Source organism: Micromonospora sp. WMMD1274, assembly GCF_049179035.1.
Taxonomy (GTDB): domain Bacteria; phylum Actinomycetota; class Actinomycetes; order Mycobacteriales; family Micromonosporaceae; genus Micromonospora; species Micromonospora tulbaghiae.
The window spans coordinates 3,117,173-3,138,477 of the sequence record NZ_JBMHMG010000001.1 but is presented as its reverse complement, the minus strand read 5'-3'; the positions used below and the strand labels follow the sequence as shown (position 1 = coordinate 3,138,477).

The 21,305-nt window shown below is 73.8% G+C and carries 20 protein-coding genes; 13 read left to right on the top strand and 7 right to left on the bottom strand.

Translation table 11 applies throughout. The annotated features are described in order from the left end of the window. The first annotated feature begins 14 nt into the window (after positions 1 to 14). From ACN27D_RS14530 to ACN27D_RS14510, 5 genes are read left to right on the top strand one after another with little or no spacing between them, the layout of a single operon-like run. A complete protein-coding gene (locus ACN27D_RS14530; RefSeq protein ID WP_358170771.1) occupies positions 15 to 773 on the top strand; it encodes an NUDIX hydrolase in 759 nt (252 codons plus the stop codon). After that, complete coding sequence (locus tag ACN27D_RS14525; protein ID WP_421499295.1) at positions 770 to 1,717, top strand: serine/threonine protein kinase; 948 nt, start codon at positions 770 to 772, stop codon at positions 1,715 to 1,717. The genes ACN27D_RS14530 and ACN27D_RS14525 overlap by 4 nt, the downstream gene beginning before the upstream one ends. 10 nt (positions 1,718 to 1,727) lie before the next feature. Then, positions 1,728 to 2,687: a hypothetical protein gene (locus ACN27D_RS14520; RefSeq protein WP_421499294.1), complete on the top strand. Its 960-nt coding sequence runs from the start codon at positions 1,728 to 1,730 to the stop codon at positions 2,685 to 2,687. Then, positions 2,684 to 3,943, top strand: coding sequence for an adenylosuccinate synthetase (locus ACN27D_RS14515; protein WP_421499293.1), 1,260 nt, complete (start codon positions 2,684 to 2,686; stop codon positions 3,941 to 3,943). Before ACN27D_RS14520 ends, ACN27D_RS14515 begins: the two co-directional genes overlap by 4 nt. Positions 3,944 to 3,967: 24 nt before the next feature. Then, positions 3,968 to 4,585, top strand: a complete 618-nt coding sequence (locus tag ACN27D_RS14510) for a DedA family protein (protein WP_121684967.1) — start codon at positions 3,968 to 3,970, stop codon at positions 4,583 to 4,585. Positions 4,586 to 4,591: 6 nt separating this feature from the next. Here the strand turns inward: ACN27D_RS14510 and ACN27D_RS14505 are convergent, their stop codons facing one another. After that, a complete protein-coding gene (locus ACN27D_RS14505) occupies positions 4,592 to 5,230 on the bottom strand; it encodes a TetR/AcrR family transcriptional regulator (RefSeq protein WP_199733199.1) in 639 nt (212 codons plus the stop codon). Between the two features lie 79 nt (positions 5,231 to 5,309). Between ACN27D_RS14505 and ACN27D_RS14500 the strand changes: the two genes are divergently transcribed. The 4 genes from ACN27D_RS14500 to ACN27D_RS14485 all read left to right on the top strand — a co-directional run bounded on the left by ACN27D_RS14500 (position 5,310) and on the right by ACN27D_RS14485 (position 10,309). Then, on the top strand, positions 5,310 to 5,762 hold the full coding sequence (locus ACN27D_RS14500) for an SCP2 sterol-binding domain-containing protein (RefSeq protein ID WP_120572351.1): 453 nt from the start codon (positions 5,310 to 5,312) through the stop codon (positions 5,760 to 5,762). A 1-nt stretch (position 5,763) separates the two neighbouring features. Next, positions 5,764 to 6,978: an acyl-CoA dehydrogenase family protein gene (locus tag ACN27D_RS14495; RefSeq protein WP_357385148.1), complete on the top strand. Its 1,215-nt coding sequence runs from the start codon at positions 5,764 to 5,766 to the stop codon at positions 6,976 to 6,978. Positions 6,979 to 7,145: 167 nt separating this feature from the next. Further along, positions 7,146 to 8,711, top strand: a complete 1,566-nt coding sequence (locus tag ACN27D_RS14490) for an AMP-binding protein (protein ID WP_120572353.1) — start codon at positions 7,146 to 7,148, stop codon at positions 8,709 to 8,711. A gap of 77 nt (positions 8,712 to 8,788) precedes the next feature. Next, complete coding sequence (locus ACN27D_RS14485; protein WP_421499292.1) at positions 8,789 to 10,309, top strand: N,N-dimethylformamidase beta subunit family domain-containing protein; 1,521 nt, start codon at positions 8,789 to 8,791, stop codon at positions 10,307 to 10,309. On the opposite strand, the gene purD is transcribed toward ACN27D_RS14485, so the two are convergent. The 3 genes from purD to ACN27D_RS14470 form a co-directional block, all read right to left on the bottom strand. Next, a complete protein-coding gene (purD, locus tag ACN27D_RS14480) occupies positions 10,293 to 11,540 on the bottom strand; it encodes a phosphoribosylamine--glycine ligase (protein ID WP_121684971.1) in 1,248 nt (415 codons plus the stop codon). The genes ACN27D_RS14485 and purD overlap by 17 nt on opposite strands. 90 nt (positions 11,541 to 11,630) lie before the next feature. After that, positions 11,631 to 12,554, bottom strand: coding sequence for a type IV toxin-antitoxin system AbiEi family antitoxin domain-containing protein (locus tag ACN27D_RS14475; protein WP_358170761.1), 924 nt, complete (start codon positions 12,552 to 12,554; stop codon positions 11,631 to 11,633). Positions 12,555 to 12,799: 245 nt separating this feature from the next. Beyond that, the gene (locus ACN27D_RS14470; protein ID WP_120572356.1) at positions 12,800 to 14,089 is read right to left on the bottom strand and encodes an adenylosuccinate synthase; all 1,290 of its coding nucleotides are present in this window, start codon (positions 14,087 to 14,089) and stop codon (positions 12,800 to 12,802) included. A gap of 121 nt (positions 14,090 to 14,210) precedes the next feature. Between ACN27D_RS14470 and ACN27D_RS14465 the strand changes: the two genes are divergently transcribed. After that, positions 14,211 to 15,209 (top strand): diacylglycerol kinase family protein, encoded by a 999-nt coding sequence (locus ACN27D_RS14465; protein ID WP_421499291.1) that lies wholly within the window; start codon positions 14,211 to 14,213, stop codon positions 15,207 to 15,209. Positions 15,210 to 15,283: 74 nt separating this feature from the next. Further along, a complete protein-coding gene (locus ACN27D_RS14460; RefSeq protein WP_421499290.1) occupies positions 15,284 to 17,362 on the top strand; it encodes a chromosome partitioning protein in 2,079 nt (692 codons plus the stop codon). A 57-nt stretch (positions 17,363 to 17,419) separates the two neighbouring features. Here the strand turns inward: ACN27D_RS14460 and ACN27D_RS14455 are convergent, their stop codons facing one another. Further along, positions 17,420 to 17,848 (bottom strand): DUF3151 domain-containing protein, encoded by a 429-nt coding sequence (locus ACN27D_RS14455; RefSeq protein WP_349879615.1) that lies wholly within the window; start codon positions 17,846 to 17,848, stop codon positions 17,420 to 17,422. 262 nt (positions 17,849 to 18,110) lie between these two features. Here ACN27D_RS14455 and ACN27D_RS14450 point away from each other — a divergent pair, with 262 nt between their 5' ends. Continuing rightward, positions 18,111 to 19,325 carry an LOG family protein gene (locus tag ACN27D_RS14450; protein WP_421499289.1) on the top strand — a complete coding sequence of 405 codons (1,215 nt, stop codon included), beginning with the start codon at positions 18,111 to 18,113 and terminating at the stop codon, positions 19,323 to 19,325. A 54-nt stretch (positions 19,326 to 19,379) separates the two neighbouring features. On the opposite strand, the gene fbaA is transcribed toward ACN27D_RS14450, so the two are convergent. Together fbaA and ACN27D_RS14440 are read right to left on the bottom strand one after the other, a co-directional pair. Next, on the bottom strand, positions 19,380 to 20,402 hold the full coding sequence (gene fbaA, locus ACN27D_RS14445) for a class II fructose-bisphosphate aldolase (RefSeq protein ID WP_120572360.1): 1,023 nt from the start codon (positions 20,400 to 20,402) through the stop codon (positions 19,380 to 19,382). Positions 20,403 to 20,564: 162 nt separating this feature from the next. Then, positions 20,565 to 20,948 (bottom strand): phage holin family protein, encoded by a 384-nt coding sequence (locus ACN27D_RS14440; protein WP_073826809.1) that lies wholly within the window; start codon positions 20,946 to 20,948, stop codon positions 20,565 to 20,567. Between the two features lie 138 nt (positions 20,949 to 21,086). Here ACN27D_RS14440 and ACN27D_RS14435 point away from each other — a divergent pair, with 138 nt between their 5' ends. Further along, positions 21,087 to 21,296 (top strand): hypothetical protein, encoded by a 210-nt coding sequence (locus tag ACN27D_RS14435; RefSeq protein ID WP_120572362.1) that lies wholly within the window; start codon positions 21,087 to 21,089, stop codon positions 21,294 to 21,296. Positions 21,297 to 21,305: the final 9 nt, after the last annotated feature.

Sequence of the window (21,305 nt, the reverse complement as noted above, 5' to 3'; positions counted from 1 at the left end):
AGATGAGAGAGTGAGTGGCCGTGAACGAGCAGGAGTTCCTCGCCGGGTACGACCCCCGGGACTACCCGGCGGTCGCGGTCACCGTCGACGTGGTCGCGCTGACCATCCGCGAGGGCGCGTTGCACCTGCTGCTGATCCGCCGCGGCGCGCCGCCCTACGCGGGGCACTGGGCGCTGCCCGGCGGCTTCGTCCAGCCGGACGAGGACCTCGCCGCAGGCGCCCGGCGCGAGCTGGCCGAGGAGACCGGCCTCGGCGGCGAGCGGCTGCGCCGGGTGCACCTCGAACAGCTCGGCAGCTACGGCGCCCCGGACCGCGACCCCCGCATGCGGGTGGTCTCGGTCGCGCACCTGGCGTTCGCCCCCGACCTGCCCGACCCGGTCGCCGACACCGACGCCGACGAGGCGATCTGGCTGCCGGTCACCGCGCTCACCAGCCGGCAGCTCGCCTTCGACCACGGCCGGATCATCGACGACGGCCTGGAGCGCGCCCGCTCCAAGCTGGAGTACACGCCGCTGGCCACCCGGTTCCTCGCCCCCGAGTTCACGATCACCGAGCTGCGGGAGGTCTACGAGACGGTCTGGGGCCACCCGCTGCACGCCGGCAACTTCCACCGCAAGGTGCTCTCCGTGCCCGGCTTCGTGGAGAGCACCGGCGCCAGCACCGAACGCGGCGGCGCGCGCGGCGGCCCCCGGGCCAAGCTCTACCGCGCCGGAGACGCCCGGCTGCTGCACCCGGCGCTGCTGCGCCCCGCCCGGGAGGAGACGGTGCGGTGAGGACCGAGGAGGCGATCCGGCTGGTCACCGCCGCGCGCACCGACGCCGACCTGTTCGGCACGCAGGAGCCGGCCCGCCGCTACCGCGAGCTGGTCGGCGCGCTGCACCCCGACCGGCTGGGCGCGGCCGACCCGGGGGTACGCGCCGCCGCCGCCGCCGCCGACGCTCTCGTCACCGTCACCACCCGGTGGCGCACCCCCGCCCCGATGTACGCGGGCGACGTCGCCGACCTGCACGACCACGGGGACGGGCGGCTGCTCAAGGTGGCCCGGCACCCGGGCGACAACGACCTGATGGCCCGCGAGGCGCGCGCGTTGCGCCGGATCGCCGAGCACGGCGACGCCCGGCACCTCGCGTACGTGCCCCGGCTCGTCGACTCCTACCCGGCGCGTGACCCGTCGACCGGCGTACAACGGCAGGTCAACGAGCTGGTGACCGTACCCGGGCTGCACAGCCTCGACGACGTGCGGCGCGCGTACCCGGACGGGCTGGACCCGCGCGACGCGGCCTGGATGTGGCGGCGGCTGCTGGTGGCGCTCGGCCTGGCCCACCGGGCCGGCGTGGTGCACGGCGCGGTGCTGCCCCGGCACGTGCTGATCGAGCCGGACGCGCACGGCGTGGTGCTCGTCGACTGGTGCTTCTCGGCCGAGCCGGGCGGGCTCGTGCCGGCGCTGGTGCCCGGCCACGAGGACTGGTATCCGCCGGAGGTCGCCGCGAAGCGGCAGTGCGGCCCGGGCACCGACATCGCGATGGCCGCCCGCTGCATGACCTGGCTGATGGGCGACCGCGCGCCGCGCGAGCTGCGCGCCTTCGCCGACGGCTGCCGGGGCACCGCGCTCGCCACCCGGCCGGACGACGCCTGGCGGCTGCTGCGCGAACTGGACGAGGTGCTGCACCGGCTGTACGGGCCGCGCACCTTCCGACCCTTCACCCTCAACCCGTAGGGAGGCTGCCATGGGCAGTGGAATCTGGTCCACCGACGTGTACGACGCCGCCGACCGTTACCGGCGCCGCACCGGCAAGAGCGCGTTCTCGTACAGCGACAGCGGCGCACGGAAGGTGCACCCGGCGCTCGACCCGCGCGACGCGCTGCGGGAGAGCCGCGACTCCGCCGAGCACCCGCAGTCGACGCCGATCGCCGTGCTGTTCGACGTCACCGGCTCGATGGGGCACGTGCCCCGGGTGCTGCAGAGCAAGCTGCCGCAGCTGCTGGGCCTGCTGCTGCGCCAGGGGTACGCGAAGGACCCGCAGGTCATGTTCGGCGCCATCGGCGACGCCACCTGCGACCGGGTGCCGTTGCAGGTCGGGCAGTTCGAGTCCGACAACCGGATGGACGACGACCTCGGCCGGATCGTGCTGGAGGGCGGCGGTGGCGGCCAGATGATGGAGTCGTACGAGCTGGCGCTGTACTTCATGGCCCGGCACACGGCCACCGACAGCTGGGACAAGCGCGGCCGGCGCGGCTACCTGTTCATCATCGGCGACGAGCTGGCGTACCCGGCGGTGAAGACCGCCGAGGTGACCCGGCTGATCGGCGACGACCTGCGCGAGGACGTGCCGGTCCGGCAGATCGTGGACGAGGCCACCGCGCGCTGGGACACCTACTACCTGCTGCCCGCCGGCAGCCACTACGCGGGCAACCGCAAGGTGCTCGACTTCTGGCGCGGTCTGCTCGGGCAGAACGCGGTCGAGCTGGACGACCTGGACGCGGTCTGCGAGACGATCGCGCTCACCGTCGGCCTCGGCGAGCAGGCCATCGACCTGGACGCCGGGCTGCGCGACCTGGACCGGGCCGGCTCCACCGCGACCCGGACGGTGTCGAAGGCGCTGGCCCGGCTCGGCTCCGGCCGGCGCGCGGTGGCGACGCTGCCGTTCAGCCCGGCCGGCGGCGGAAGCGGGGTCACCCGGCTGTGAACCACGTGATGGTGGTCGACCTCGGGTACGGCGACGCCGGCAAGGGCACAGTGGTGGACCTGCTCTGCGCCACCCGGCAGGTCCACACGGTGGTCCGGTTCAACGGGGGCGCGCAGGCGGCGCACAACGTCGTCCTGCGCGACGGGCGGCACCACACGTTCGCGCAGTTCGGCGCCGGGACGTTCCGTCCGGGCGTACGGACGCACCTGGCGCGGCACGTGGTGGTGGACCCGCTGGCGCTGGCCGCCGAGGCCGACCACCTCGCGGCGGTCGGCGTGCCCGACGCGCTCGACCGTCTGACAGTGGACGGGGAGGCGCTGCTCGCCACCCCGTACCACCGGGCCGCCAACCGCGCCCGGGAGATCGCCCGGGGAGCCGACCGGCACGGCTCCTGCGGGCTCGGGGTGGGCGAGGCGGTGTCGTACGGCCTCGCCCACCCCGACGAGGCACCCCGGGTGGCGGACTGCCGCCGCCCGGCGGTGCTTCGCCGGCGGCTGACCGCGCTGCGCGACCGGCTCACCGCCGAGCTCGGACCGCTCGACGCGCCGCCGGTGGAGGACTGCCTGCCCGCGTACGCGGCCTTCGCGCGCCGGGTGGCGATCGTCGACCGGACCTGGCTCGCGGGCGCGCTGCGCGAGGGCACCTGCGTGTTCGAGGGCGCGCAGGGGGTGCTGCTGGACGAGTGGCACGGCTTCCACCCGTACACGACGTGGAGCACCACGACGTTCGCCAACGCCGAGACGCTGCTCGCCGAGGCGGGCATGGCCGGGACCGCGCAGCGGCTCGGCGTGCTTCGGACGACCACCACCCGGCACGGTCCCGGGCCGCTGGTCACCGAGGACGCGGCGCTGCCGTTCACCGACCGGCACAACTCGGCGAATCCCTGGCAGGGCCGGTTCCGGTTCGGGCACTTCGACGCGGTCGCCCACCGGTACGCGCTGGAGGTGGCGGGCGGCGTGGACGGGCTGGCGCTCACCCACCTCGACCTGGCCGGTCCCGAGCTGCGGATCTGCCGCCGGTACGAGGACACCGACCGGCTCGTCCCCGGCCCGGCCGGTGACCTGGACCGGCAGGCCGCGCTCACCCGGCGGCTGCTGCGCGCCCGGCCGGTGCTGGACGAGGCGCCGGACGACTGGCCGGCCGCCGTCTCGGAGGCGCTGGGGGCGCCCGTGGTGCTCACCTCGCGCGGCCCCACGGCCGAGGCGAAGGAAGGGCCCCTGCTCGACGCCTTTTGCCTGAGAAGCGCCCCTGCCTGACACCGCACCACCGAGCATGGGTGCATGGGGGACGTGCTCGACCTGCTGCACCACACGGTGACGTCGCCGTGGGTGTATCTGCTGATCATCGCGGTCACCGCGGTCGACGCGTTCTTCCCGGCGGTACCGGGCGAGACGGTGGTGATCACGGCCGGCGTCTTCGCGGCGGGCGGCGAGCCGAACCTGGTGCTCGTGATCGTGACCGCCGCGCTCGGCGCGCTCCTCGGCGACCACATCTCGTACGCGATCGGGCGTGGCGGCGGCGCGCACCGGCTGGCCCGCTTCCCGGCGGACAGCAGGCGGCGGGCCAGCTCGGAGTGGGCCCGCCGGGCGGTCGACAGGCGCGGCGGGATGATCCTGACCACCGCCCGGTACGTCCCCGGCGGCCGGACCGCCGTCACGCTGACCATGGGTGCGGTCCGCTACCCGGCGCGCACGTTCCTGCTCTACGACGGCCTGGCGTGTACCACCTGGGGGATCTACTGCGGGCTGCTCGGCTACTTCGGCGGCCTGGCGTTCGAGCACAACCCGCTGTCCGGGCTGCTCGCCGGCGTCGCGATCTCGCTGGCCGTCACCGGCCTGTTCGAGGCAGTCCGCTGGGGCCGTCGGCGGGCCCGCCGGCGGGCCGCCGCCCGCCGCTGACCGGCGTCACGCCACCGGCGGATGCCAGCTGACGCCGCGCAGCAACTGGTCGGCGCCGAGCCAGGCCACGTTCATCATCCGGGTCGCGGTCTTGCCGGCGTCGGCCTCCGGGTGGTCGGCCAGCCAGTCGGCGAGCGACTCGCTGGCGCCGACGAGCGCGTACGCGACCACCTCCAGGTCGGTGGCGCCGACCTCGCGGCCGGAGGCGCGCAGCGCGTGGTCGAGCATCCCGGCGACCACCTCGACCAGCCGGCCCCGCATGGCGGCCAGCTCGGCGGCGAACGGCTGGGAGCCGCGGGCCTGCCGGTAGAGCACCGCCCAGCCGTCCCGGTGTGCGCCGACGAAGCCGAAGAACGCGCGCAGCCCGCGCCAGAGCCGCTCGTCGGCGGGCAGGTCGGGGGCGGCGGCGCCGGCGATCGCCTCCATCATCCGGGTGCTCTCCCGGTGCAGGCAGGCGATGAAGAGTTCCTCCTTGGTGCCGAGGTAGGCGTACACCATGGGCTTGGAGATGCCGGCGTCGTCGGCGATCTCGTCCATGCTGGCGGCGTGGAAGCCGCGGCGGGAGAACACCTTCACCGCCGCGTCGAGCATCTGCTGCTCGCGTACGGCTCGAGGGAGGCGCTTGAAGGTCGGCGTGCTGGACACCCTTGCGAGCATACCTACCCGTGCGTAAGGTTACGCCAGAGTAACCAAAGTCGGCTCCGCCCGAGAGGTGCAATCCCCCATGACTGACTTCGACCCGGCCAACTTCGCGAACGTGGGCCCGAAGGAGTTCGCGCAGCTGGTCAAGACCACGCCGGACGCCAAGATCGCCGAGATCATGTCGGGCGAGGCGCGCGGCAAGATCCTCAGCGAGGTCTTCAACCGGATGCCCGCGCTGTTCCGCGCCGACCGCGCCGGCTCCACCAACGCGGTCATCCACTGGAACATCACCGGCCGCCCGGACGGTGGCACCGACACCTACGAGATCGTCATCGAGAACGGCACCTGCACCGCCTCGGAGACCGCGACCCGCGACCCGAAGCTGAGCCTCACCATGGGCCCGGTCGAGTTCCTGAAGATCGTCTCCGGTGGCGCCAACCCGGTGATGATGTTCATGACCGGCAAGCTGAAGGCCAAGGGCGACCTGGGTCTGGCCGCCAACATCGCCAACCTGTTCGACATCCCCAAGGCCTGACATGGCCGAGTTCTCGCTAGACCTGAACGAGGAACAGCGGGACCTTCGCGACTGGGTGCACGGCTTCGCAGCCGAGGTCGTGCGCCCGGCCGCGGCCGAGTGGGACGCCCGGGAGGAGACTCCCTGGCCGATCATCCAGGAGGCCGCGAAGGTCGGCCTGTACGGGTTCGAGTTCCTCGCCACCTGCTGGGCCGACCCCACCGGCCTCTCCCTGCCGATCGCCAGCGAGGAACTCTTCTGGGGTGACGCCGGCATCGGCCTGAGCATCTTCGGCACCTCCCTCGCGGTCGCCGCGATCTACGGCGCCGGCACCCCCGACCAGCTCGTCGAGTGGGTGCCGCAGTGCTTCGGCGACGTCGACTCCCCGGCCGTCGCCGCGTTCTGCACGAGCGAGCCGGAAGCCGGCTCCGACGTCGGCTCGATGCGTACCCGCGCCGTCTACGACGAGGCCACCGACGAGTGGGTGCTCAACGGGCAGAAGGCGTACGCCACCAACGGCGGCATCGCCGGGGTGCACGTGGTCACCGCCTCGATCGAGCCCGAGCTGGGCTCGCGCGGCCAGGCCGCGTTCGTCGTACCCCCAGGCACGCCCGGTCTGACCGCCACCCGCAAGCTGCGCAAGCTCGGCCTGCGGGCCTCGCACACCGCTGACGTCTTCCTCGACGACGTCCGGGTGCCCGGCCGCTGCCTGCTCGGCGGCAAGGACGCGCTCGACGAGCGGCTGGCCCGCGCCCGGTCCGGGCAGCGCGCCTCCGGCCAGGCGGCGATGCGGACGTTCGAGCTGTCCCGCCCGACGGTCGGCGCGCAGGCGCTCGGCGTGGCCCGCGCCGCCTACGAGTACGCCCTGGACTACGCCAAGGAGCGGGTCCAGTTCGGACGGCCGATCATCTCCAACCAGGCGGTCGCGTTCGCGCTCGCCGACATGAAGATGGAGATCGACGCGGCCCGGCTGCTGGTCTGGCGCGCCTCCTGGATGGGCCGCAACAACCGGCCGTTCACCGCCGGCGAGGGCTCGATGTCCAAGCTCAAGGCCGGTGAGGTGGCCGTCTCGGTGACCGACAAGGCGGTCCAGCTCCTCGGCGGCGCCGGCTTCCTGCGCGACCACCCGGTCGAGCGGTGGTACCGCGACGCCAAGATCTACACCATCTTCGAGGGCACCTCCGAGATCCAGCGGCTGGTCATCTCCCGGGCCATCTCCGGGATGCAGATCCGCTGACCGCCGGCGGGCCGCGGCCCGACCCGTGACGACGCCTCGCGCCGTCGCGGGCCGGGCCGCCGCTCCCGGGCCGACCCGAACCGCGATCGGGCACAAGATCATGCCGAACCGGACGGCCGACCGTCCGGAGCCTGGTCGACGAACCACGAACGCGAAGGAGTTGCGCCTTGGACCTGCCGTTCATCGCCGCCACGCTGACCCGACGTGGACTGCTCACCCCGGGCGGACCGATCCGCGTGGTCTCCCAGCTCAACGCGCTGCGCCGGTGGGGCTGGAGCCTCGCCGGGGAGCTGCGCCAGGCCGCCGCCCGCGACCCCGGCCGCATCGCCGTCGTCGACGAGCGCGGCGCCACCATGACGTACCAGGAACTGCTCGACCGCTCCGAGCGGCTGGCCCGGTCGCTGCGGTCCCACCTCGGCGTGCAGACCGGCGACCGGGTGGGTGTGCTCTGCCGCAACCACCACGGGCTGATCGAGGCGATAGTGGCCGCGATGCTGCTCGGCGCGGACGCCGTCCTGGTCAACACCGGCCTGTCCGCCGCGCAACTGGTGACGGTGGCCGAGGAACAGGGCCTGCGCGCCCTCGTGCACGACGGCGAGTTCACCGAGCGCGTCCTCGGCCTCCCGGCCGAGCTGCACCGGGTCGACGAGCGGCGGCAGGAGGAGCTGATCGCCGCCGCGGTCCCCGGCGAGAAGCTCCAGCCCCCGGAGCGCGACGGGCGCACCATAGTGCTCACCTCCGGCACCACCGGCGCGCCCAAGGGCGCCCGCCGGCCCACCCCGCACGGCTTCGGCCCGCTGGTGTCCATCATCGACCGCATCCCGCTGCACGCGAAGAACACCGTGATGATCGCCGCGCCGATCTTCCACACCTGGGGGTACGCCGCGCTCCAGGTCTCGTTCGCGCTGCGCGCCACGGTCGTACTGCACCGGCGCTTCGACCCGGCCGCCACGCTCGCCGCACTCGTCGACCAGCGGTGCGACGCGATGTTCGCCGTACCGGTGATGCTGCAACGACTGATGGAGGTGGCGCCGCCGCAGCCCCTGCCGCCGCTCAAGGTTGTCGCGGTCAGCGGATCCGCGCTGCCCGGCAACCTGGCCGTCGCCTTCATGGACCGCTACGGCGACGTGCTCTACAACCTGTACGGCTCGACCGAGGTCTCCTGGGCCTCCATCGCCGGCCCACGCGAGCTGCGCGCCGCGCCCACCACCGCCGGCCGGCCGCCGCACGGCACCCGGCTGGCCATCCTCGACGAGAACGGCCGGCCGGTCCGCGACGGTGAGGTCGGGCGGATCTTCGTGGGCAACGAGATGCTGTTCGAGGGCTACACCTCGGGCGCCGGCCGGGAGAGCCGCGACGGCCTGCTGGACACCGGCGACCTGGGCCGGCTCAACGCCGACGGCCTGCTCTTCGTCGACGGCCGCGCCGACGACATGATCGTTTCCGGTGGCGAGAACGTCTTCCCGTCCGAGGTCGAGGACCTGATCGCCCGGCTGCCGCAGGTCCGCGAGGTCGCCGTGATCGGTGTGCCGGACCCCGACTACGGCCAGCGGCTGGCCGCGTTCCTGGCGCTGCGCACCGGCGAGACGCTCGACCCGGAGGCGGTCCGCGAGTACGTCCGGCGCTACCTGGCCCGCTTCTCCGTGCCCCGCGACGTGGTGTTCGTCAAGTACCTGCCGCGCAACGCCACCGGCAAGGTGCTCAGCCGGGAGCTGCGCCGCTACTTCGACTGATCCACATCGGTCAGACAGCTCGGGCCTCCCGGTGCTACCGTCTCCCCCGATCGAACGGGGAGACGGGGAGCACCACAATGGACCGACTTCGGCGGCGTACCGCGCTCGGCCTCCTCGTCGGCGGCGCGTCCGCCGCCGCCTTCGGCCCGCTCGACCCGGTCTTCGGCGGCCGGCCCGGCGACTCACCCAACCGGTTGCCGATCCCGCCGATCCCGCCGGTCTCGCCGGTCGAGCGGGAGAACCGCGCCCCCGGTGAGCCGTGGTGGCCGGAAGACGACGGCCGGGCCGCCGACGACCGGCGGCGCCAGATCCAGGGGTACGCGTCGACGACGAGCGTCGCCCCCGGCGAGGAGATCGAGTTCCACGTCGCGGTCAACCCGGCCGGACGGTTCCGGATCAGCGTGCACCGCCTCGGCTGGTACGGCGGCGCGGGCGCCCGCACGATGCTGACCAGCCCCGAGCTGCGCGGCGTGCCGCATCCGGTGCCGATCGCCGACCCCGACACCGGCGTCCTCGACTGCCGGTGGCCGGTGTCCTGGCGGCTGCCCGTCCCGCACGGCTGGCCCTCCGGCGTCTACCAGGCGGTCTTCACCTCGGCCGACGGCTGGCGGGCCTGCACGCCGTTCGTGGTGCGCGACGACCGGCGCCCGGCCGCGCTGTGCGTGGTGCTGCCGGTGACCACCTGGCAGGCGTACAACCAGTGGCCGCGCGACCGGCGGGTCGGCAAGAGCCTGTACGGCGGCTACCGGCCCGACGGGCGGCGCGACCCCGAGCTGCGGGCCCGCGCTGTCACGTTCGACCGTCCCTACTCCGGTGCCGGCCGGCCCTTCCACTTCGACCGCGACGAGGCCGCGATCCGGTGGCTGGAACGCAACCTGTACGACGTCAGCTACGCCACCAGCTTCGACCTGCACTCCGGCCGGCTCGATCCGGCCCGGTACCGGGGCCTGGTCTTCTGCGGGCACGACGAGTACTGGTCGGCCGAGATGCGCCGGGCCACCGAGGCCGGGCTGGCCGGGGGCACCAGCCTCGCGTTCCTCGGCGCGAACAGCGTCTACTGGCACGCCCGCATCCACCCCGCCGCCGACGGCCGCCCCGAGCGGGTCGTCGAGTGCGCCAAGACCGACCCCAGCCGGGGTGCCGACGGCAGCGACCCGACGTTGACCTGGCGCAGCCTCGACCAGCCGGAACAGGCGCTGCTCGGCGTGCAGTACAACGGCATCGTGCTGACCCCGCAGCCGCTCGTGGTGCGCGCCGCCGACCACTGGGTGTGGGCCGGCACCGGCGTCGCCGACGGCGACCGCATCCCGGGGGTGATCGCGGGCGAGGCGGACGGGGTGCACGCCGCCCTACCCCGGCCCGCCGGGACCACGCTCAGCTCGTCGCCGTACCCGGCCCAGCAGGGCGGGCGGCGGGTCCAGAACAGCCACGTCCACGAGACGGCACGCGGCGCTGTGGTCTTCGCCAGCGGCACGCTCGGCTGGACCCTGGCGCTGGACCGGCAGGGGCACCGTGACCCGCGCATCGAGCGGGCCACGGCGAACGTGCTCAACCGGATGGCCGGCCGCCGCCCCGGCTCGGTCAGCCCGGGATCGTGACCCGGCCGTCCACCGCCGCCGAAGCGATGTCGGTGCGGTGGTGGGAACCGGCCAGCTCGACCTCGCGTACCAGCTCGTAGGCGGCGTCGCGCGCGGCGGCCAGGTCCGGTCCGGTCGCCGTACCGCAGAGGACCCTGCCACCGGCGGACCGCAACGTGCCGTCGGCGTCCCGGCGCGTGCCGGCGTGGATGATCCCGGCGCGGTCCGCGCCGGTGATCACGTCACCGGTACGCGGGCCCGCCGGGTAGCCCTCGGCCGCCACCACGACTGTGACCGCCGCGCCGTCGCGCCAGCGCAGCGGCGGGTGCGCGCCCAGCGTGCCGGTGGCGGCGGCGTGCAGCAGCCCGCCCAGCGGCGTCTCCAGCAGGGCGAGCACGACCTGCGTCTCCGGGTCGCCGAAGCGCGCGTTGAACTCGATCACGCGCGGGCCGGACGGGGTGATCGCCAGGCCCACGTAGAGCAGGCCGGCGAACGGGGTGCCCCGGCGGCGCAGCTCCGCCAGCGTCGGGTGCACCACGTCGCGCATCACGTCGTCCACCAGGCCGGGCGGGGCCCACGGCAGCGGCGTGTACGCGCCCATCCCGCCGGTGTTCGGCCCGGTGTCGCCGTCACCGATCCGCTTGAAGTCCTGCGCGGGCAGCAGCGGCACGGCCGCCTCGCCGTCGGTGACCACGAACAGGGAGACCTCGGGGCCGGACAGGTACTCCTCGATCACCACCCGGCCGCACTCCGCGGCGTGCCGCTCGGCCTCGGCCCGGTCGTCGGTGACCACCACACCCTTGCCGGCGGCGAGCCCGTCGTCCTTCACCACGTACGGCGCGCCGAACTCGTCGAGCGCGCGCGCAACCGCAGCCGCGTCCTCGCAGGTGTACGCACGGGCGGTCGGCACCGCCGCGGCGGTCATCACGTCCTTCGCGAACGTCTTCGAGCCCTCCAGCCGGGCCGCCTCCGCGCTCGGGCCGAACACCGCGATGCCCTTGGCACGTACCGCGTCGGCGACGCCCGCCACCAGCGGCGCCTCCGGCCCGATGACCACCAGGTCGGCCGCGACCTCGACGGCGAGGGCCGCCACGGCTGCCGGGTCGGTGGGTGTCACCTCCCGCAGCTGCGCCACCGCCGCGATCCCCGGATTCCCCGGAGCCGCGAACAGCGCCTCGACGGCCGGATCCCCGGCGAGTCCGAGCGCGAGAGCGTGCTCCCGCCCACCACCACCCACAAGAAGTACGCGCACGACCGGCATCCTACTGACCACCCCACCCCACCCCGTCGATCAAGGAGTTTGCGTCTCAGATTGACGTGATGGGGTCCGCAAACTCCTTGATCACCGGCGCTTCAGCGCGTGCTTGACCGTCTGGGGGATGTAGTCGGGGCGCAGTGTGTCGGACCAGGTGAAGCGGAGGATCCGCCAGCCGGCGTTGACCAGGCGGTTCTGCCGGAAGCGGTCGGCGTAGACGGCCTGGGGCGTCAGGTGCGGGGCCCGGCCGTCCGCCTCCGCGATCAGGCGCGCGCCCCGCCAGGCCAGATCCCCGATGCCGAGCAGGTAACCGTCCTCGTCCCGTACCGGCAGTTGCAGGACGTCCGGCGGGACGCCACCGTCGACGCACCGGAGCCGGGCGCGGGTCTCCAGGGGCGACTGGGCCCGGCCGTCCGCCTCGGCCAGGTATCCCCGCGCGGCGACCGCCCCTCGGCGTCCGGCAAGGTGCGCGAGCACCAGGGACAGGTCACTCTCGGCCAGGATCCCCTGGTTGAGCGCGGAGTCGAGGACACACACCGCCGGGTAGCGCCGGGCGCGTAGCAACACGTCGGCGACGGTGCGCGCCGGTGTGGTGACCGGTACATCGCCGGCCCGGCACACGTCCGCGTCGGCGAGCGTCAACTGGTGCACCGTCAGGCCCGGCTCCGCTCGGCGCTGCACGTGCGGTCGATCCGGCGGCACCGAGACGTGGATCGCCGCCGTCGATGGAAGGCCGGCGATGCCGTGCAGTTCCGCGGCGGTACCCAGCACGGCGACCGCGCCCTGCCCGAGGCTCGCGATCGTGGCGCGGATGATGGCACGTCGCAGCGCTACCGGCGCGGGCCCGGCCGGGGAGGGCAGGTAGCAGCCGCGCGAGACGCGGGTCCATCGCCCGGACCGGACGAGATACCGGATCTGCTCCCGGCCGAGGCCCAGGCGCAACGCCTGCCCCGCCGTCACGAACCCGCCCTGCGTTGCGGCCAGCCGCGTCAGCTCGTCGAATTCACCCACACGCGCAGGCTCCCCCGCGCCGCCCCACAGCCGACACCCCTGTGGACAACCCTGTGGACAATCGCCCTCCCACAGCCCGTCCCGCCTCCACCCGCCCCGGCGCCCGCCCCGGCGCTCGCCCCGGTGCCCGCCCCGGTGATCAAGGAGTTTGTGTCCGGATCCGACGCCGAACTGGACACAAACTCCTTGATCACCGGAGTGGGAGCCGGAGGGGAGGGGGGCGGGAGGGGGTACCGCGCGGGGAGTTAGGGGAGGAGGGGGTGGCGGAGGACGTTTTCTTCTCGGCCTGGGCCTACGCCTACCACGCTCACCCGGGTGCCGGTCAGCTCCTCGATGCGGGCGATGTAGCGGCGGGCGTTCTCCGGGAGCTCGTCCTCGGTCCGCGCCTTGGTGATGTCCTCCCACCAGCCGTCGAGCTCTTCGTAGATCGGCGTGGCGTGGTGGAAGTCGGTCTGCGTCATCGGCATGTCGTCGAAGCGCTCGCCGTTGATCTCGTACCCGACGCAGATCGGCACCTTGGCCAGGCCGGTCAGCACGTCCAGCTTGGTGACCACCAGGTCGGTGACGCCGTTGAGGCGGCACGCGTACCGGGCCACCACGGCGTCGAACCAGCCGCAGCGGCGCTCCCGGCCGGTGGTGGTGCCGTACTCGTGGCCGACCTTGCGCAGGTGCTGCCCGTTGTCGTCGAACAGCTCGGTGGGGAACGGGCCGGAGCCCACCCGCGTCGTGTACGCCTTGCTCACCGCGATGACCTTGGTGATCGCGGTCGGCGGGATGCCCGCGCCCACGCACGCCCCGCCGGCCGTCGGGTTCGACGAGGTCACGAACGGGTAGGTGCCGTGGTCCATGTCGAGCATGGTGGCCTGGGCGCCCTCCAGCAGCACGGTCTCGCCACGGTCGAGCGCGTCCCAGAGCATCACCCGCGTCTCGGCGATGTACGGGCGCAGCCGCTCGGCGTACTGGAGGTACTCCTCGACGGTCTCCTCGACGTCGATCGCCTTGCGGTTGTAGATCTTGAACAGCAGCTGGTTCTTCTCGCGGAGCGCCAGTTCCAGCTTCTTGCGCAGGATGCCCGGGTCGAGCAGGTCCTGGAGCCGGATGCCCATCCGGGCGACCTTGTCGCCGTACGCGGGGCCGATGCCCCGGCCGGTGGTGCCGATCCGGGAGCTGCCCAGGTAGCGCTCGACCACCCGGTCCAGCGCCCGGTGGTGCGGCATGATCAGGTGCGCGTCGCCGGAGATGCGCAGGCGGGACACGTCCACGCCGCGCTCGGCGAGCCCGTCGATCTCCTGGAGCAGCACCTTCGGATCGACCACCACGCCGTTGCCGATCACGATCATCGCGCTCGGTGACAGCGCCCCGGACGGCATGAGGTGCAGCGCGTACTTCTGGCCGTCCGGCGTGATCACCGTGTGGCCTGCGTTGTTGCCGCCGGAGTAGCGCACGACGTAGTCGACCCGCTCACCCAGCAGGTCGGTAACCTTGCCCTTGCCCTCGTCGCCCCACTGGGCGCCGAGCAGCACGATCGCTGGCATCTTCTCGCCTCCAGAAGGCTCGGGTGCCAGGTGGCGACCGGTCAGCGAGCCCGGGGTGTCAGGCTAACAAGTAGTGACGGCGGGACCAGCAGGGGTTGGTCGGAAAGCGGGAGGCTCCTTCGTGTACGACGTGGTGCTGCTCACCCTCGGCTCGGAGCGGGACGCTCCCGGTGGTGGCTGCGGCAGCGGCGGCGCCTGCTGCGGCGGCGCGGAAGACACCTCCGCGGGGACCGGCGAGGAGCGCTGCGAGACGCCGCGCGTACCGGTGCTGGCCTGCGCGGACGAGCTGACCGCCCGGGGTGCCCGGGTGACCACCGTGACCGCCCGGTCGGACTCCGAGATCGACGAGGTGCTGGCCCGCCTCGACGGTCCGCCGCGCGCCGACGGCCTCACCTGGCCGGACTCCGACGGCAAGACCCGGCTGATCGTCGCCACTGCCAGTGACGGTCAGTTGCGCGCCGTCCTGCGCCGGCTGGTCCGCCGGTACGCTCCGCCGCCGAGTCGCCGCCCCGCGGACCTGGCCGACAACCGCACGGTGCCCGATCTGCCCCCGGTCGGCGTACTCCCGCTCGATCCGGCCCGGTCCGGGACGGCGCGGGACCTGGCCGCGCAGCTCGGGCTGCCCCGGGATCCGGCGGGCGTGGCCGCCGCGGTGCTGGACGGCACCGCCCGGCGGCTGGATCTGCTGCGCAACGACGGCGGCTCGGTGACGCTCGACGGGGCGCTGCTCGGCGCCGCCGACGATGGCGGCCGACCGCTGCACTGGCGGGCCCGGGTCGAGGTCGACGGCACGGTGCTCAGCGACGGTTCCGAGCCGATCACCGCGTGCGCGATCGGCAACGCGGGCGGGTACGCGCGCCTGGGCGAGGTCGACCTGCTGGGCGGTCCGGATCCGGCCGACGGGCGGGTGACGGTGGGCGTCGCCGTACCAGTGGTGACCCGGTCGGCGTTGGGCCGGAAGAAGGTCCGGCTGGAGGTACGCCGGGCGCGGGGCCGCGCGGTGGCGGTGGTGCCCCGCGACGAGAAGGTGCCCTTCCTCGACGACGGCGTCGAGGGCGAGCTGAACCGCAAGCGCTCCTGGTGGACCGAGCCGGGCGCCTGGGCGGTCTGGACGGGCTGACCTCGGTCGATTCCCACCCGGCTCGCGGCGCTGGCCGGACCGCCTATCCTCGGCGGAAGGAATGGGGAGGAACCGTGGCGCACGAGAACGACGACCGGGCCCACGTACCGGGCCGACCGCAGGTGCCGCAGCGGGACGTCGAGCCGCTCTGGCCGCCGGAGGAGACCGACGCGGCGGCGGCCACGATCCCGCCGTGGGCGTCGGTGCCCTGGCCGCTCCCGCCGGCCGACGCTCCCACACCCGCGGCGACGGACGTCCCGGCGCCCCAGGCGCCGGCTGTCGACCTCGACCTGCCGTTCACGCTCGACCAGGCGACGTCCGGCCCGGCACCGGCCCCGCCGGGGCCCGTGGCGTCCGGCTCCCCGGTGGTGCCCGATGCGCCGACGGCGCCTGGTGTACCGGCGACGGCCGGCTCGCCGGCCACGGCACCGGTGAGCCCGCCGCCGCAGGCGGCTCCCGCACCGACGACAACGCCCGCCACCGGCTCGGGTTCTACCGGCTCGGGCTCTGCCGGCGAGGCCGCCGGGAACGGACGGACCACCTCGCCGTGGGCACAGCCGCCGCAGCGGGCCGGGTCGGACCCCGCCACCACGCCGGACCCCACCGACGGCACGGCTCCGCCGCCCGACGCGGCGGAGGCCGACGGCACCGTCGCCGGCCACGCCACCGTGGCACCGCCTTTGCCGTCCGACGCCCTCCCGGCCGACGGCACCGCCTCCGGCCGCGCCACCGTGGCACCACCTCCACCGTCCGACGCCCTCCCCACCGACGGCACCGCATCCGGCTGCGCCGCCGTGGCACCGCCCATGCCGTCCGACGCCCTTCCCACCGACGGCGTGGCCGCGGGCCGGGCCACTGTCGCAGGGATGCCGAACCAGCCGTCGCCGGAATCCGGCACCGGACCGGCCGGGCCGGGCGAGCCCGCGCCGGAGCCGCCGCCCCGCCTCGGGCCGTTCCCGCCGTCGCCGGGCGTGCCGGCGCAGCCGTCCCCGTACGGCAACGGCTACCCGCCGCCCGGCTACCAGGCGCAACCCGGTCAGCCCGGGTACCAGCCGCAACCCGGTCAGCCCGGCTGGTACCCGCCGCCCGGCTGGGCGCCCCAGACCGGCGTGCCACAGCCGGGCGGCCCGGTGCCCCCGCAGGCGCCGGTGTCCGGCCCGGTGGCATCCCCGCCGGCGCACCAGCCTCCCGCCCACCCGGAGCAGGGCTGGACGCCGCAGCAGGCGGTGCCCCCGACCGCCGAGGACTTCGCCCGCCGCCGCCAGGCCCGGCCGGTCGACCCGGTGGCCACCATGGGCGTACGCGCGGTGGTCAACAAGATCGGGCTGGTCCGGCTCGCGCCCGGGCGGCACGAGCAGGAGATGAAGCGCGACATCGAGATGGTCCGCCGCAACTTCGGCGGCCTGCGCCAGGTGACGGTGGTCAACCCGAAGGGCGGCGCCGGCAAGACGGTGGCGATCCTGCTGCTCGCCATGACGTTCGGTCAGAAGCGCGGCGGATACGTGCTGGCCTGGGACAACAACGAGACCCAGGGCACCCTCGGCATGCGGGCGCAGCAGGACTTCCACGCCCGCACGGTGCGGGACATGCTGCGCGACCTGGCCCAGTTCCAGGGGCCGCACGGCCGGGTGGGTGACCTGTCGCAGTACGTCCGCTCGCAGGGCGAGGGCATGTTCGACGTGCTCGCCTCGGACGAGTCCGCGACCGGCGGCGAGATGCTCACCGCCGCCGCGTTCGCGGAGATCCGTGAGGTGGTCAGCCGGTTCTACAAGCTGATCTTCGTGGACACCGGGAACAACGTCCGGGCGCAGAACTGGCAGGCCGCGATGGACGCCACCGATCAGCTCGTGGTCACCATGTCGGCCCGTAACGACTCGGCCGAGACGGCCGCCCGGATGCTCGACCACCTGGAGCAGAGCGGCCGGCAGCGGCTGGTCCGGCAGGCGGTCACGGTGGTCTCGATGCCGCCGTCACGCAAGGAGATCGACCTGCCCGCGATCCAGGCCCACTTCGCGGCGCGGACCCGGGCGGTGCTGCTGGCGCCGTACGAGCGGCTCATCGACACCGGCGAGCCGCTGCGGTACGGGCAGCTCTCCTCCGCCACCCGGGACGCCTGGCTGAAGATCGCCGCGTCGGTGGCGGAGGGGCTGTAGGACTGTAGGACGGGCGCGACGGCCGACCCCCGAGAGGGCCGGCCGTCGCGGCAGTGGTCAGTCGCCGGACAGCGCGTCGCCGGCGGCCGGGTCGCAGTCGCGGAGGAACTGGGCGCACCGGGCCGCCTCGTCCGCCTCGCCGATCTCCCCCGCCGCGCGGGACAGCACGTACAGGCAGCGGAGGAAGCCCCGGTTGGGCTTGTGCGACCACGGCACCGGGCCGTGGCCCTTCCAGCCGCTGCGGCGCAGCTGGTCGAGGCCCCGGTGGTAGCCGGTGCGGGCGTACGCGTACGCCGTGACGACCTGATCCGCGGCGAGCGCGCGGCCGGCCAGCGCCGCCCAGGCCGCGCTGTAGGTCGGGAAACGGGCCGCGACCTCGGCGTACGCCTCGTCGGTGCCCTGCTCGGCCGCCGCCGCCAGCGCGGCGTCGGCCTCCTCGTGGGCCGGGAGCAGGGTGGCCGGTGGCTCAGGCAACAGGTTCTGCATCGCCCCATTCAACCCGCTTCGCCCTCGGGTACGCGAGGGGCCTCGCCCGTACGGTTGGCTGAACGGCTGAGGGTTTCGTCACGCCTGCGGCGGGAGCGGACGTACCCGCGGCCCATGCCGCAGCCGTGGTTCTTGCACTACAAATACAGATCCGGAGCCTCCCCAGGACCCGGTTACGCAGGAGCCCGGCGGCGTGCCCGCCGGGCTCCTGTCGTTCGCGCCCCCGGTTTCGGCACTTGCCGTGCGGGGGCAGGATGACCTGGTGCCGACCCCACCACCCGCGGACGTCATCGAGCCGCACGCGCCCCACGCCAACGAGATCGAGACCCGCACCGCGTTCGAGCAGCGGCTGGCCGGGGGCACCCTGGCCGGGCTGACCGTGCAGGGCCTGCGCCTCGACCTCGACCCGGTCCCCGACCTGCGCGACGTCGACGTCACCGGCACGCTCTTCGTGGGCTGCCGCTTCGCCGGTCGCGAGGTGGGCGCGGACCTGGTCCGCCGGGGCGCCAACGTGGTCCCGCCGTTCTCCGGGCTGCCCTACCCGACCCAGCCGTCGCACCTCTACACCGCCGACGAGCTGGCCGCCGGGTTCGCCGAGGGCGGGTTCGCCGAGATGTACGACACCCGGGTGTACGCGCACTTCCGGGCGCACGGCGGCGCGCTGCCGGACGTACGTGAGGCGCTCGGTCAGCGACTGCACGACCACGGCGTGGACAACGCGCTGGCCGACGCCACCCGGTCGTGGCTGGCCGCGCACGGCCCGCAGTCGGTGGTGGGCGTGATGGGCGGGCACGCCGTGCCGCGCGGCAGCGTCGCGTACCGGATGGCCGCCGTGCTGGGCTGGGAGCTGGCGCGGGCCGACCGCCTGGTGGTCACCGGCGGCGGTCCGGGCGTGATGGAGGCGGCGAACCTCGGCGCGTTCCTCGCGGCCTGGCCGGCCGAGGAGCTGACCGCCGCGATCGACGTGCTCGCCGTCGCGCCGGACTTCACCGACCACGACCGGTACACGGCGGCGGCGCTGGCGGTGCGCAAGCGGTACGCGGACGGCCCGTCGCTGCCCTCGCCCCGCCCGTCGGCACCCGGCACCGAGTGGGCCCGGTCCGGCGGGCTGGCCATCCCCACCTGGCTGTACGGCCACGAGCCGGCGAACCTGTTCGCGGGCCGGATCGCGAAGTACTTCTCCAACGCCATCCGGGAGGACACGATCCTGCGGCTGGCCCGGGGCGGGATCGTGTTCGCGCCCGGCAAGGCCGGCACCGTGCAGGAGGTGTTCCAGGCGGCCACCAAGACGTTCTACGGCACCGACGGGGCGAGCGGGGCTTACGTCTTCCTGGACCGCACGTACTGGACCACGGAGCTGCCGGTGGAGTCGCTGCTGCGGCCGCTGTTCGCGGCGTCCCCGTTCGGCGACCTGTCGCACACGATCCATCTGACCGACGACGTCCGCGACGCCGTCCGGGTGCTGACCGCCGGGTGACACACGGAAGGCCGGCCCCGTCCGGGTGCCGGCCTTCCGTTCACGCGCGAGGCGTCACTTCATGGTGGTGCCGGTGGAGCGCAGGTGCTCGCAGGCCTCGACCACGCGGGCGGCCATGCCGGCCTCGGCGGCCTTGCCCCAGACGCGCGGGTCGTACATCTTCTTGTTGCCGACCTCGCCGTCGACCTTCAGCACGCCGTCGTAGTTGCGGAGCATGTGGTCCGCGACCGGGCGGGTGAAGGTGTACTGGGTGTCGGTGTCGATGTTCATCTTCACCACGCCGTAGTCCAGCGCCTCCCGGATCTCCGACAGCAGCGAGCCGGAGCCGCCGTGGAAGACCAGGCTGAGCGGCTTGTCCTTGCCGTACTTGGCGCCCACCGCCACCTGGATGTCGTGCAGCACCGAGGGGCGGAGCTTGACGTTGCCCGGCTTGTAGACGCCGTGCACGTTGCCGAAGGTCAGCGCCGCCATGTAGCGGCCCTTCTCGCCCAGACCGAGCGCGTCGACCATGGCCAGGCCGTCCTCGACGGTGGTGTAGAGCTTGTCGTTGATGGCGTTCTCGACGCCGTCCTCCTCGCCGCCGACGACGCCGACCTCGATCTCCAGGACGATCTTGCCCTTGGCGGCCTCGGTGAGGAGCTGCTCGGCGATCTCCAGGTTCTCCGCCACCGGCACGGCCGAGCCGTCCCACATGTGCGACTGGAACAGCGGCTCCTGGCCGGCCTTGACGCGCTCCTGCGAGATGGCCATCAGCGGCCGGACGAACTTGTCCAGCTTGTCCTTCGGGCAGTGGTCGGTGTGCAGCGCGATGTTCACCGGGTACTTCTTGGCGACCTCGTGCGCGTACGCGGCGAACGCCACGGCGCCGGTCACCATGTCCTTCACGGACGGGCCGGACAGGTACTCCGCGCCGCCGGTGGAGACCTGGATGATGCCGTCGCTCTCCGCGTCGGCGAAGCCCTTGAGCGCCGCGTTCAGCGTCTGCGAGGAGGTCACGTTGATCGCGGGGTACGCGTACCGGCCGGCCTTGGCCCGGTCCAGCATCTCCGCGTAAGCCTCGGGGGAAGCGATGGGCATGTCGAACGCTCCTTACTTACCGCTCTCGGCCGTGCAGGCCGCTGTCTTCCATGGGCGCGACCGTTCCGGTCGCTCACGTCCACGGTTGCGCCGGACCGCGCTGTCCACCGCGGGCAGTATCCCGTAGGAGCGCGAGAGGGGCACAACCGGCCCGGACGCCACTCACCGATTCTCCAGCCGGTCCGGTACGACGACGCTGATCAGCCAGCTCACCACCGCGACCACGATGGCGCCCCAGAAGGCGGCCCAGAAGCCGTCCACGTGGAACGGGAGCTTCAGCACCCCGGCGATCCAGTCGGTCAGCAGGAACAGCAGCGCGTTCACCACGAGCGCGAACAGGCCGAGTGTGAGCAGGTAGAACACGCAGCCGAACACCTTGATGAGCGGCTTGAGCACCGCGTTGACCACACCGAAGACCAGTGCCACCACGATCAGGGTGAGCACGTTGTTGCCGGTGTTACGGCCGCTCACCTCCACTCCGGGCACGATCAGCGTCGCGATCCACAACGCGACCGCGGTGATCGCCAGTCGGATCAGGAAGCCCATGCCTCCCATCCTGGCACCGGCCGCGCGCCGGGAGCGGGACAATCGCCGACTCCGCCGTTCCGCCCGCCACCCAGCGGCGGCCCGGAGCAGCCCGTACGGTGGTGGGGACGATGCCCGCACGGAGAACAGGGAGGGACGATGGGTCAGCCCGACGAGGACTTCGCCCCCAGTGACCACCTCGCCCCGGAGGAGCGGGATCTGGAGGCCGAGCCGGCCGACGCGGTCGAGCAGGCCACCACGGTGACCGACGAGACAGACGGTGAGCCGCACCGGGGCATGGAGGTCGACGACTGGGACGCCATGGAGCAGGCCCGCGTCGTCACCGCCGACGAGGACGACTACCGCTGATCCGGCGCC

Bases quoted from the DNA above. Each gene is read 5' to 3' on its own strand.
- ACN27D_RS14435 (WP_120572362.1), top strand. From the start codon at position 21,087: ATGGGTCAGCCCGACGAGGACTTCGCCCCCAGTGACCACCTCGCCCCG.
- fbaA (WP_120572360.1), bottom strand. From the start codon at position 20,402: ATGCCCATCGCTTCCCCCGAGGCTTACGCGGAGATGCTGGACCGGGCC.
- ACN27D_RS14510 (WP_121684967.1), top strand. From the start codon at position 3,968: ATGGGGGACGTGCTCGACCTGCTGCACCACACGGTGACGTCGCCGTGG.
- ACN27D_RS14495 (WP_357385148.1), top strand. From the start codon at position 5,764: ATGGCCGAGTTCTCGCTAGACCTGAACGAGGAACAGCGGGACCTTCGC.
- ACN27D_RS14455 (WP_349879615.1), bottom strand. From the start codon at position 17,848: ATGCAGAACCTGTTGCCTGAGCCACCGGCCACCCTGCTCCCGGCCCAC.
- ACN27D_RS14520 (WP_421499294.1), top strand. From the start codon at position 1,728: ATGGGCAGTGGAATCTGGTCCACCGACGTGTACGACGCCGCCGACCGT.
- ACN27D_RS14485 (WP_421499292.1), top strand. From the start codon at position 8,789: ATGGACCGACTTCGGCGGCGTACCGCGCTCGGCCTCCTCGTCGGCGGC.
- ACN27D_RS14470 (WP_120572356.1), bottom strand. From the start codon at position 14,089: ATGCCAGCGATCGTGCTGCTCGGCGCCCAGTGGGGCGACGAGGGCAAG.
- ACN27D_RS14500 (WP_120572351.1), top strand. From the start codon at position 5,310: ATGACTGACTTCGACCCGGCCAACTTCGCGAACGTGGGCCCGAAGGAG.
- ACN27D_RS14440 (WP_073826809.1), bottom strand. From the start codon at position 20,948: ATGGGCTTCCTGATCCGACTGGCGATCACCGCGGTCGCGTTGTGGATC.